Raw genomic sequence first — 12,302 nt, 5'->3', positions numbered from 1 at the left:
TATTTATCCTTTCATAAAGTTTGCTGCGTCGCTGTCGAGGGTTTTCAATTGGTGGTAAATCTGCAGGATCAGGGCCAGACCAACCGACACTTCAGCGGCCGCCATGGTCAGAATGAAAATGAACATGATTTGTCCGTCGGGCTGTGCCCAATGGCTGCCTGCCACAATAAAAGCCAGACCAGCCGCATTGAGCATGATCTCTACTGAAATAAGCATGTAAATAACATTGCGCCGGATCATAACGCTGACCATGCCGAGCATAAAAAGAATGCCTGCCAGCAGCAAACCAGCTTCCATAGGAATGGTGCTCATGAGGCAGCCCTCCTTTCCAGAAAACGGTGCACCACTTTCTTTTTCTGCCTGCCCAGGTGGTAAGCTCCCACAATGCCGGCCATCAGGAGAATGCCACACAGCTGCACCCCCAGCATATAAGGACCATACAGCGCCAGGCCAACCGCTTTGGCATCTATGGGCGTGGTGGCTGTTGGAGAAGCCTCCGAAGACACCACCATAAACACCAACTCTGCAAGCAGTACCAATGAAAGAATAGCCGGACCTATCCAAACAGAAGGCTTCATCCAGGACCGCTCCTGTTGCACATCCTCGTAAGTGAGGTTGAGCATCATGATTACGAAAATAATGAGTACCACTATGGCACCGGCATAAATGATAACTTCGAGTGCGGCCATAAACGTGGCGCCTAGTGTAAAAAACACTACGGCCACCGCCAGGAAAGACACCACCAGGTACAGCAGCGCATGAATCAGGTTAAAGCTCATGATTACCAATAAGGTAGCGATAACAGCCACCGCGCCAGCTATGTAAAATGTTGTTTCCATAGTATCAGGGAATTAAGCTTTTAATATCGACAGGAGGCCGTTCGTTCTCTCCTTCGCCTTTGGCTTTTACACCGGTAGCCACGCCAGCCACTTTGTAGTAGTTGTAGCCCGGATATTTTCCGGGCCCATCTATCAGCAGGTCTTTTTTCTCATACACCAGGTTCTGGCGGTTGTATTCGCCCATTTCAAAATCCGGGATGAGCTGAATGGCGGTGGTGGGGCAGGCCTCTTCGCAGAAGCCACAGAAAATGCAACGGGAGAAGTTGATGCGGAAAAACTCAGGATAGCGGCGGCCGTTTTCGTCTTCGGTTGCCTGCAGCGAGATGCAGTCTACGGGGCAGGCGGCCGCACAGAGGTAGCAGCCTACACAGCGTTCGCCCATGTCCGGGTCGCGGGTCAGCACAATTCTGCCACGCCACCTGGTCGTGAGTTTTACCTTCTCCTCGGGGTACTGTATGGTATCACGCTTGTGAAAACCATGCAGAAACGTAATCCACATGCTGCGCAGTAAACTAAACATGGTTGCTCCTTTTTTAGATGTTAGATACTAGATTTTAGACTTTTCAATTCCTTTAATGAAAATGGCCTTCCGGAGGTGTTTTGCCTGTTTTTATGCCAAGGGTACTCTATACCTTCATTTGAATTTAGCTTCAGCCAGACACTCTTAGGAGCTGCGCACGCTGTGAGGTCTTGCTGACCTGCTCCACTTCCGCAACTTATTCAGTATTCACTCATCCTCTTAATCACTCATTCAAAATTTTAAATTCTACCATCCCATCCAGAGCATAATGCCAGCGGTTACCACCAGGTTCAGGAGGGTGAGGGGAAGCAGTATTTTCCAGCCGTATTCCATTAACTGGTCGTAGCGGGGGCGGGGCATGGAGGCGCGGAGCAGGATGAAGATCATCAGGAAGAAGAACACCTTCAGGATGAACCACACGATTGGGGGCAGAAAATCGGGGCCTAGCCAACCACCAAAGTAGAGCGTAACTACCATGCAGGAGATGAGGGTAATGCCGATATACTCCCCAATAAAAAACATCCCGAACTTCATGCCCGAATATTCTGAGTGGAACCCCGCCACCAGTTCACTTTCCGCCTCCGGAATATCAAAGGGCAGGCGATGGGTTTCGGCTATGCCGGCAATAAAAAAGATGACGAAGCCAATGATCTGCGGAATGAAAAACCACAGGCCCCGCTGCGCTTCCACTATGTCGCCGAGGTTAAAGGAACCAGCCAAAATTACCACGCCCATTAGTGCCAGCCCCATGAACACCTCGTATGAAATCATCTGGGCAGCTCCGCGCATGGCACCTAGTAGAGAATATTTGTTGTTGGAGGCCCAGCCGCCCAGAATAATGCTGTAAGCTCCCATCGACGACATGGCTAGGAAGAACAGCAGTCCAATATTTAGGTCTGCCACCACAATACCCGGTGCAAACGGAATAATAACAAAGCTGAGCAGCACCGTAATGAACACAATGGCCGGAGCCAGAATAAACACAGGCTTGTCGGCAAAAGGGGGAACCCAGTCTTGCTTAAAAAACAGCTTGAGGGAGTCGGCCAGCACAATTAAAATTCCAAATGGCCCGGCCCGGTTTGGGCCATAACGGTCTTGCCATAGCGCGAGCATGCGCCGCTCAATCCAGATCAGGCCGGCGGCCAGGTTGAGGAGCGCGAACAGGATGCCGCCAATGATCAGAAAGTAGTTTGGTGTTGCTGCTTCCATTGTATTTTCCCGTTTAAAATTGCCCAGGCAGGTAGTTCTATGTAAGGAATAGCCGGTAAGCCAATTGGCATTCCGGCAGTACCGGTTGGAATATGCGCACTTGTTTTAACCGGAAGCGAGTAAGCCTGTCCTTCAATGCTGAAATGCAGCAGCTGCCCCTCTTCCAGCCTGAGCCGTTCGGCATCTGCTGAGTTAAGCGCTACATAAGGTTCCGGAATACGTTCGGCTACGGCAGGCGACAAAGTACTTAATTCTTCAGACCCGAAAATGTGGTAGAGTGGCAGCATAAACAGATGGTTAGCCAAAGGTTGAAAATGCTGTGGTACTGCCGTAGAGAAAGGAGCCTCCGGCATCGGGTTTGGCTCTATCAATCGTACACCTGGATCGCCGCCACGCAAAGCGCCACCCACTTCCTGCTGGTATTTGTTTGTAGCCTGAGAGGAGTTCCAGCCGGGTGCCCAGAAAAAAGGAATCATGGAAGAAGGTGGTTGCCCTCGGTAGCCCTCCATGGTATAGGTCAAAGGATTATCCGGGTCTTCGGGTGGCTTAGGTTCACTTACGTTTATGTTGGCCAGCATGGCGGTGCGGCCACTGAAGCGGTGCGGCGCACGCGGTATTTTCTGCCCGGCAATTCTGAAATCGGCAGGTGGGGCAGTGGCGAGAATGCCTTTCAGTTCTGGTAGCTCGTGGCCGATTGCTTTCTGAATATCTTCAAAACCTTCCCAATGCACAATCTGATCATGGGCGATGACGGTGCCGAGCTCACCGAGCCAGCGCCAGCTTTCCTGAATATCTTCTGTGGTGGGGTACACCTGGTAAAACCGCTGTGCCCTCCCTTCGTTGTTGATTAAAGTGCCATCTGCTTCTGAAAAAGCCCCTGCCGCAAGCAAAATGGAGGCGTGCTCGCTTGTAGCATGGTGCAGGTGGTCGAGCACGATAACCTGTTTGGCAGCCTCAAAAAATTGTTTTACCTTATCTGTAGCCGCTCTCCTGTATAAGTCATTTTCCAGAACAATAACGGTATCGGCATAACCATTCAGTACAGCCTCAAAGGCAGATTCGAGTTTATGACCGCCTAGCATAGCCAGACCCATGCTGTTGCATTCGGACAAAGTGAGTACAATGCCTGCTGACTTTTCTTTGGCACACAAAGCATTGGCAATATTGGCACTGGCTTTCAGTATTCTGTCGCTGCCAGAGGAGGTGCCTGAGATGATAAGCGGATTTTCTGCGGCCAGCAGGGTCATGGCAATTTGTTGTGCCAGTGCCTCCTCCTGTTCGGTAAGTCCATTTACGTTTGGAGATTCCTCATGTATAAAATGAGCCACGGCAAATCCTAAGCGCGCAATAGCATCCGGCGAATCGAAGAAGGTGGCGGTGGCCAGTTCGTCTAGCTTGGTGTTGGTAGAGGCGGCAATAAAGAGTGGGCCTTTCTCGGTTTGCAGCAGCGCCCGCACGGCCGCATCCTGCCACACCGGAATTTTGGCTTTCGATACCTGCTCCAGCAGGGGCTGCTGTCTGACCGATTGCCGCACGGCCAGCGCCAGCATCGGAGCGGTGTTGGTCAGGTCTTCGCCCAAAATAAACACAGCGTCGGCTTTTTCAACTTCTTTCAGGGAGGGGGTGCGGGCAGCGCTGGCTCTAAGAATTCGCAAGGCCAGATCGGACAGGTCGTGCTCCACATCCGACACCCCATGATGGAAATTGTTTTCGCCTACCAAGGTTCTGAGCACGAAGTTAGACTCTACTGAAGCTCTGGGCGAGCCAATGCCAATTACTCTTCCGGCTTTTATGGCACTGGCTGCAGCCTGTAAGGCTTTGTATTTATCGGTGGCCTCAGGAAGCTGTGTGCGAACAAGCGATTTGCGGATTCGGCTCATACTGTTCACGTGCTCATAGCCGAAGCGGCCTCTGTCGCAGAGGAAATAACCATTCACTTCGCCGTTGTAGCGGTTGGTGACGTTGCGGAGGGAACCATAACGTTCACCTGCCACTATGTTACATCCCAGGCTGCAGTGGTGGCACACAGAGGGAGCCGTGGTTAAATCCCATTTGCGGGTGTAGTGTTGTTTAAGAGTTTTATCAGTGAATACGCCGGTGGGACAGACTTCCGCCAGGTTTCCGCTGAACTCGTTTTCGAGCACACCATCTTCGTGGCGGCCAAAGTAGAGGTGGTTGTGAGCCGCGAACACATCCAGGTCTTTGCCACCGGCATAGTCTTTATAATAGCGCACGCAGCGGTAGCACTGTATGCAGCGGTTCATTTCGTGGTTCAGAAACGGGCCCAGGTATTGATTTATGTAGGTCTTCTTATCGAAGCGGTACTGGCGGTAGTTGTGGCCTGTCATCACGGTCATGTCCTGCAGGTGGCAGGAGCCGCCCTCGTCGCACACAGCACAGTCGTGGGGGTGGTTTGTCATGAGCCAGCCGATCACGTGCGCTCTAAATTCTTTGGCCTCCATATCGGCAATGGAAATATGCAGATTATCGCGCACCTGCTCCATGCAGGACATAAACAATTTGCCCGTCTTGTCGTTTTCGTCGCGGTACACTTTTACGGCGCACTGGCGACAGGCACCGATGGATCCCATGGCCGGGTGCCAGCAGAAATAAGGTAAATCGAAGCCCAGGGTGAGGCAGGCTTCGAGCAGGTTTTTACCTGCGGTTACTTCATAAGGAACGTTATCTATATAGATGGTTGCCATACGGTGCTCCAGGGACAGTGGTGTTCTACAATATGCTGTTCAAAATCCTCTCTGAAGTATTTCAGAGCGCTCTGCAGAGGTTCCATAGCCCCTGGAGCAAGGGCACAAAAGGTGTTGCCGGGGCCTAAGTATTTAGTGTGAAATTCAAGCGCCAACATGTCTTCGGGTCGGCCTTCACCTTTGTCGATGGAAAGCAGTAGCCGTTCTACCCACGGCAACCCGTCGCGGCAGGGGGTACAGAAGCCGCAGGACTCTTGAGCGAAGAAGTGCTGCAGGTTGTGCACGAATCCTACGGGGCACGTCTGGTCATCCAGAATAATCATGGTGCCGGTTCCCATTCTACTGCCAGCTGCCTGGATCGAACCGTAGTCCATTGGCAGGTCGAGGTGCTCTTCTACCAGAAAATCGGTGGAAGCACCACCGGGCAATAAGCCTCTGAACAGGTAACCGTCCTGCATGCCGCCGGCATATTCTTCCATAATTTCACGGATCGTAATGCCCATGGGCAGTTCCCAGCAACCGGGCGTTTTCACGCGGCCGCTCACGCCGAAGAGTTTGGTGCCGGCATCAGCACTTCTGCTCAGGCCTTTGAACCACTCTGACCCGTTGTTGATGATGTGCGGCAGGCAGCAGAGCGTCTCTACATTGTTCACGATGGTAGGTTTGCCGTACAGGCCACTCACCTGCGGAAAGGGAGGCTTGGCTCTTGGGTTTGCTCTTTTTCCCTCCAGCGCATTCAGCAAAGCTGTTTCTTCGCCGCACATGTAGCGCCCTACTCCAGTGTGCAGGTGCATTTCCAGGTTATAGCCGGAGCCCTGAATGCTTTTACCCAGGTAGCCGGCCTCGTAAGCCTCTGCTATGGCCTGGGTTATTTCTTTGGCGGCAAGTTTATAGGCCCAGCGAAGGAACACGTAAGAAATATTAGCCTGAATAGCATAGGCCGCCACGATCATACCTTCGATGAGCTGATGCGGGTTGCCCTCCAGTAGCACGCGGTCTTTAAAAGTGCCTGGCTCCATCTCGTCGGCATTTGCCACGAGGTATTTGGTAGCGGGTGCGTCCAGACCCATAGGCACAAAGCTCCACTTCAGGCCGGTGTTAAAACCAGCTCCGCCCCGGCCACGCAGGTTCGAGTCCTTCACCAGGTTCTGCACCTCCGTAGGCGTCAGTTCTTTCAGTATTTTCCTGACAGAGGCGTAGCCACCCACGGCCTCATATTCTTGCAGGCTGAGCGGCTTTCGGCCGGGTACGATATGTTGGGTAAGAGGTTTTTCCATAGCGGGCCTCTTTTGCATTTAGGTGTATTTGTTCAAAATCTCTTCCAGTTGTTCCACCGTCAGGTTCCGGTACAAATCGTTGTCGATCATCAGGGCAGGTGCGCAGTCGCAGGTGCCGAGGCAGGCATTAGGTAAAAGGGTGAAGCGGCCATCTTCGGTTGTTTCGCCATATTTAATGCCGAGCGTGTTGTAAAGGTGGTCTCGGATAGTTTCGTACCCCATCACATAGCAGCTGATGCTGTCGCAAAGCAGGATCACGTGCCGCCCCACCGGTCTTCTGAAGATCAGATTGTAGAAGGTGGCCACACTATCCAGCTCAGCCGGCGACATGTCTACAAATTCTGCTATCTCCGCCAGGCTGCTGTCAGAGATCCAGCCTCTGTTCTGCTGCACAATTTTCAGTGCCTCGATGCAGGCAGCTTTCCGGGTAGGGACTAAGCTGATTTCATGCTCTATTTGATGTTTTTCCTCCGCAGTCAGCATATTCTTTTTAGGTGTTAGGTATTAGATTATAGATGTTAGACCTTTTCATTGATACTACTTTATAATCTATAATGGCGCGAGCGTCTTCACTCTTGTCTCTTATTCCGCGGCCTCTGGCCGCATGGACACCAATCTATAGTTCGGCCAGAGGCCTCCAAATAGTAGACACGAGCGAGGACACTCGCGCCATTATTTTAAAATCTCCACATCTCCACATTCTCAAATCAAAAGATCTCCAAATCATAAAAAATCATCTGTCAATATCAGCCAGCACATAGTCCATGGCGCCAAGTATGGAGAGCAGGTCAGCTACGGTATAGCCTCTGGTGATGTAGGGCAGCATCTGCATGTGCGGGAACGAGGGAGTGCGGATGCGTACCCGGTAGGGCGAGGTGTTGCCATCGCTGGTGAGGTAGTAGCCGTTGGCTCCTTTAGTTGCTTCTATGCAACTCATGGCCTCACCAGGTGGTATCACAGGTCCCCAGCTCACGCCCAGAAAGTGGGTAATGAGCGTTTCAATATCTTGTAAGGTGTTTTTTTTGATTGGAGGTGTAGTGAGCGGATGATCTGCTTTGTAAGAACCTTCAGGCATGTTTTTCAGGCATTGTTCGATTATTCTTAAGCTTTGCCGCATCTCTGCCACCCGTACAAGGGCACGGTCGTAACAGTCGCCGTTGGCAGCGGTAGGTACTTCAAAGTCGAACATTTCGTAGCCGGAGTAAGGCTGCTTTTTCCGGAAGTCCCACTCAAAGCCGCAGGCCCGCAGATTAGCACCTGTCACACCCCATTCTATGGCTTCTTCTTTCGTGAAAATACCGATGCCTTTGGTACGGGCTTTAAACAGGCTGTTTTTCAGCACCAGGCTGTCGTATTCTTTTAGCCGTTTCGGGAAATAGTCAAGAAAGTTCTGGATCAGTTTTTCCCAACCGATGGGCAGGTCCTGCGCCACCCCACCAATACGAAACCAGTTAGGGTGCATGCGCCCGCCGCAGATGGCCTCTACAATTTCAAACACCTTTTCCCTGTCTGAAAACATATAGAACACCGGTGAGAGCTGCCCTACGTCCTGCGCAAACGTGCCGTACCACACCAGGTGGCTGGCAATCCGGAAAAGCTCGCAGAGCATAATCCTGATTACTTTTACCCGCTCTGGTACCTGTATGCCTGCCAGTTTCTCCACGGCCAGCAGGTAGGCCAGGTTATTCATGACGCCACCCAGGTAATCAACCCGGTCGGTGTAAGGGATGTAGGTATGCCACGACTGCCGTTCACCCATTTTTTCGGCTCCCCGGTGGTGGAAACCAATTTCAGGAATGGCATCTACAATGTCTTCGCCATCAAGCTGCAGAATAATGCGCAGCACGCCATGGGTACCCGGGTGCTGCGGACCAATGTTCAGGAACATGAAATCGGTGTCCTGGCTTTGCCGCTGTAGTCCCCATTCTTCGGGTTTGAACTGCAGAGCACTTTGCTCGAGATCTATTTTATCGTCGTAGAGCCGAAATGGTCCCATTTCGGTGGCGCGAGCCGGGTGCTCCTTGCGCAGCGGGTGGCCTACCCAGGTGCGTGGCATCAGAATGCGCGACAGGTGCGGGTGTCCCTCAAAGCGGATGCCGAACATGTCGTACACTTCGCGCTCGTACCAGTTGGCATTAGCCCAGAGGCTGCTGATGCTCGGCACGATCGGGAAATCCTCTTTTAGCCCTACCTTTAGCCTGATAAAGGCGTTGCGCTCAAACGAAAGCAGGTGATAGATAATGGTGAAGGCAAAGGGTGTGTGGCCATTGTCTCTTTTCCGGGTTCGTTCGTCGATAGCCGTCAGGTCGAAAAGGAGCGGGAAAGCAGCTTCTTTTTTAAGGTAGGAGAGAACATCTTTTATTTTTTCAAGAGGCATCCAGAGGGTGAGGATCTCATCCTTAGTAGTTTGAGGTTTAAAGGTGGCTTCGCCGAACCGTGCCTGCAATTGTTCTAAAATGCCACTGTTGTTTTCCATCTAATTCAATTTTTAGGACTGAATGACTTTGTACCACTAGAGGAAGAGTGCCGGGGCAGATACCTGGTAGCAATTATTCTAATGAAAATGCCCTTCTAAAGCTGTTTTATGAAGTTCTAGCCAAAGGTGTAGGCACGATTATTTAAAAATGCTTATTCCTGCTGCTCGCAGCATCCTTGTTTACATGAACTTACTCTTCTGAAGAAGGCTGCTGGTCCTGTTGCTGTTTTAAAAGCAATCAGCAACTAACATCCAAAAATCAAACTTCGTCCGGCGATCGAAAGTCGGTCATCTTGGAGCGGGCCTCCTGCCTTCTTATTTTCACATCCACTTTTTCGGGCCTGATGATTCCCTGCTCTCCAATGGTCCAGCTGAGCGGCCTACGTTCTTTGCCCACTGAGTCGGCAAGCAATAGCAGGCCTTCCATAAAGGCATCGGGGCGAGGTGGGCAGCCGGGCACATAGACATCTACCGGCAAAAACTTATCTACACCCTGCACCACGCTGTAGATATCGAACATGCCCCCGGAGTTAGCGCAGGAGCCCATGGAGATCACCCACTTAGGCTCCATCATCTGCTCATGTAAACGCTTGATGATAGGAGCCATTTTAATAAAGACAGTACCCGCAATGATCATGACATCGGCCTCGCGAGGAGTGCCACGAATAACTTCGGCTCCGAACCGGGCCACATCGTATTTAGGCGTCATGCTGGTGGCCATTTCTACAAAGCAGCAGGAGAGGCCAAAATGGAAAGGCCACATGGAATTTTTGCGGCCCCAGGCTACCAGGTCCTGCACAGTGGTGAGCATAATACTTTGCTTCACCGACTCTTCGTAAGATCCGGTTCCTTTTATGGTTGCTGCCGGGTCGTCTGGTTTCGTTAACCACCACTTCATAAGCTGCAATTAGTTAAATCTTGGTTAAGTGCTAAAGTGTAGAGGGTGTTATGGTCGAGCACCGCAGGTGGGTGAAGGAGTGTAGCATAGGTTTTCTTTGGTCCTCAGCTTTTGAAGCTGCTATCTGGAAGTGCCGGCAAAGCCAGCCTTCTGTTGCGGTCTGTATGGTAGGTAAGCCTTGAATTCGTTAGTCAGAAACAAATTCTGCTAATGAAAAAGGCCTTCCAGAGGTATTTAAATTTTAAACAGGGTCAGGCTTTTGGGTCATGCGGTGGTAGGCCTGCAATATTTTTTTGCCGTTGGGGCCAAAATCTAAAGCACCGTTGCGCCATTCGTATACCAGTACCACTACCAGCAAACCAATAAATACGAGAACGCCCACATAGCCATACCACCCTAACTCTCTGAAGGCAATGGCCCAGGAGAATATAAAGATGGTCTCTACATCGAAAATGACGAAGAGCATGCCGATAAGGTAGAACTGTGATGAAAAGCGAAGACGTGCGGAACCTTCGCTAACGATGCCTCCTTCATAAGGCTCTCCTTTAGCGCGGTCGTTACGGCGGCCACCCAGCAAGTGGGATAGCCCCAGAATGAAGATTGCCAGACTAAATACAATAGCGCCATAGACCAGTAATGGCCAGAGCACGGTGGAGGTTTCAGCAGGTGTAGTCATACGGTAGCCGCCTCCCTGCGGCATGACTTTTAGAAAGCTGTGTGCCTTTTAGAATAGCTCATGTAGCGGCCGCGGCAATTTTTACTATTGCTGCCTGCCAAAGGTGGTGTCTTGGAGCATGAAGCTAATCATTCCTCCAAAATAATATACTCCTGATTTACAGGTTGATTAAAACTCCGTTCTAATTCCTGTTTAAATGAAATAAAGAATCTCCTGCAGAGCTAGCGTGCCATATTGAATTAATTGGCTATTAGCATCTTATAAAAATGAAAAGACAGCGTAAATCGAAGCTGATACTCTTGTTAATGGCTTGTAATATAGTGCTCAAGGTTTTCAATAATAAATTTCTGTTCCTCAATCAGGTATTTTACAACGTCGCCTATTGATATAAGGCCGACAAGACTATTATCTTCTAAAACGGGTAAATGCCGAATATATTTTTGAGTCATAAGCTGCATGCATTCCTCAACTGTATTATTGGGGGAGACAGTGGCAGGATGCTCACTCATGATTTCTTTGATGAGAGTTTCTTTAGAGGCTTTCCCCTTCAGAATTACCTTGCGGGCGTAATCCCTTTCGGTGAAAATACCTACAAACCTGTCGGCATCCATCACCATAAGAGCGCCAACATTGTTCTCAACCATCAGCTCCAGGGCACTGTACACGGTGGAGTTTGGGTCTATAGTCAGAATGGCATGGCCTTTCTTTTGAAGAATATGTCTTACGGTTCCCATAGTGACCTCCTTTTGGTTGAGCGGGTAAGATATAGAAGTAATACTACCAATATACGAATTAGAAATATTAAGTTAAAGAAAATAAGGGAAAAATATTAATTAATGTTTGTTAGTTGTCTATTGTTTTGTAGAAACTTGACTAGTAGGCAGGATGTAAACCTTGATGCAATTTAAAGACCTTCTGGATCAAAGATTCTGTGAAAAAGATGGAACTCAGGGTGTGGCTGCCTACAAGTTTACACGTGAGCAGTACTCAGTTGAAGTCTGAAACCAAAACTTGTTATAAAAGTAGTACAATCAAACCTGTGGTTGAAATTTTCACGAGGGTCGCATTAACAAGGTGTAATACTTTTGATTACTTATAAGCCTGTGCCAATCAAAAGTGTATTGTAATGCCTCCTGCAGCCACAGTTTGGCAGTGCATTTTTATTTGTTCTTTTTTAGCCAGGTCTTTATTTCGGTCTGCTAAGCAAGTAAAGCTGGTCCAATTATTTTTTAAGTTCGAATTTCATTAACTGGCAGCTGGTTAATCAGAAGAAAACTATTAATGAGGTGAAAATTTGTCTCGAAATAATTTATTGATAGGTTGCTGCGGTAGGGGAGTAGCTGTAGTGGCAAATCAATGTTTGAGTATGCTCAGCCGACAAAATTGGTACGGAACAGGAAACAGCGTATATTTGAAAAAAGTGGCTATGCTTAATTTTTTATAAACAGATTAGCTAAAAATTTGTTCAGAGTATAAGCGTTATACATTTAAGACATAGCTTAATACACCCAGCGATGCAGCAATTTAGAAATATTGGCCCTTATTCATCTTCTCAGGTCTTTCCTTTTTATTATGGAAAGGTACCAGATTCCAGAACTACTTCACATCCTTCTTTTCTGTAGGTCCATCGCAAAGTTTGGTTTTTCCTGCCGCCTACGGGGCTATTATTTTTTTATTGTTTAGCTCTTCCTGCTCTTGCAGA

11 protein-coding genes are annotated in these 12,302 nt (G+C 49.6%); all 11 read right to left on the bottom strand.

Going from position 1 to position 12,302, the window contains the following annotated elements; genetic code table 11:
• Nucleotides 1-3 precede the first annotated feature (3 nt).
• On the bottom strand, nt 4-312 hold the full coding sequence (gene nuoK, locus ACMA1I_RS14265) for an NADH-quinone oxidoreductase subunit NuoK (protein WP_337069056.1): 309 nt from the start codon (nt 310-312) through the stop codon (nt 4-6).
• Nucleotides 309-839 carry an NADH-quinone oxidoreductase subunit J gene (gene nuoJ, locus ACMA1I_RS14260; RefSeq protein ID WP_337069055.1) on the bottom strand — a complete coding sequence of 177 codons (531 nt, stop codon included), beginning with the start codon at nt 837-839 and terminating at the stop codon, nt 309-311. The genes nuoK and nuoJ overlap by 4 nt, the downstream gene beginning before the upstream one ends.
• Before the next feature lie 4 nt (nt 840-843).
• The gene (nuoI, locus tag ACMA1I_RS14255; protein ID WP_337069054.1) at nt 844-1,359 is read right to left on the bottom strand and encodes an NADH-quinone oxidoreductase subunit NuoI; all 516 of its coding nucleotides are present in this window, start codon (nt 1,357-1,359) and stop codon (nt 844-846) included.
• 246 nt (nt 1,360-1,605) lie between these two features.
• Nucleotides 1,606-2,568 (bottom strand): NADH-quinone oxidoreductase subunit NuoH, encoded by a 963-nt coding sequence (gene nuoH, locus ACMA1I_RS14250; RefSeq protein ID WP_337069053.1) that lies wholly within the window; start codon nt 2,566-2,568, stop codon nt 1,606-1,608.
• Nucleotides 2,538-5,273 carry an NADH-quinone oxidoreductase subunit NuoG gene (gene nuoG / locus ACMA1I_RS14245; protein WP_337069052.1) on the bottom strand — a complete coding sequence of 912 codons (2,736 nt, stop codon included), beginning with the start codon at nt 5,271-5,273 and terminating at the stop codon, nt 2,538-2,540. Before nuoG ends, nuoH begins: the two co-directional genes overlap by 31 nt.
• A complete protein-coding gene (gene nuoF / locus ACMA1I_RS14240; RefSeq protein WP_337069051.1) occupies nt 5,255-6,550 on the bottom strand; it encodes an NADH-quinone oxidoreductase subunit NuoF in 1,296 nt (431 codons plus the stop codon). The genes nuoG and nuoF overlap by 19 nt, the downstream gene beginning before the upstream one ends.
• Before the next feature lie 18 nt (nt 6,551-6,568).
• Nucleotides 6,569-7,033 (bottom strand): NADH-quinone oxidoreductase subunit NuoE, encoded by a 465-nt coding sequence (gene nuoE / locus ACMA1I_RS14235; protein ID WP_337069050.1) that lies wholly within the window; start codon nt 7,031-7,033, stop codon nt 6,569-6,571.
• Nucleotides 7,034-7,283: 250 nt separating this feature from the next.
• Complete coding sequence (gene nuoC / locus ACMA1I_RS14230; RefSeq protein ID WP_337069049.1) at nt 7,284-9,026, bottom strand: NADH-quinone oxidoreductase subunit C/D; 1,743 nt, start codon at nt 9,024-9,026, stop codon at nt 7,284-7,286.
• A 259-nt stretch (nt 9,027-9,285) separates the two neighbouring features.
• A complete protein-coding gene (locus tag ACMA1I_RS14225; protein WP_147923517.1) occupies nt 9,286-9,924 on the bottom strand; it encodes an NADH-quinone oxidoreductase subunit B in 639 nt (212 codons plus the stop codon).
• Between the two features lie 241 nt (nt 9,925-10,165).
• Entirely contained in the window at nt 10,166-10,600 is a 435-nt protein-coding gene (locus tag ACMA1I_RS14220) for an NADH-quinone oxidoreductase subunit A (RefSeq protein ID WP_414703920.1), read from the bottom strand.
• A gap of 302 nt (nt 10,601-10,902) precedes the next feature.
• The gene (locus ACMA1I_RS14215) at nt 10,903-11,334 is read right to left on the bottom strand and encodes a CBS domain-containing protein (protein ID WP_337069047.1); all 432 of its coding nucleotides are present in this window, start codon (nt 11,332-11,334) and stop codon (nt 10,903-10,905) included.
• Between the last annotated feature and the right edge of the window lie 968 nt (nt 11,335-12,302).

Source organism: Pontibacter sp. 13R65 (genome assembly GCF_047525655.1).
Classification (GTDB): domain Bacteria; phylum Bacteroidota; class Bacteroidia; order Cytophagales; family Hymenobacteraceae; genus Pontibacter.
This window is presented reverse-complemented; position numbering and strand designations above follow the sequence as displayed.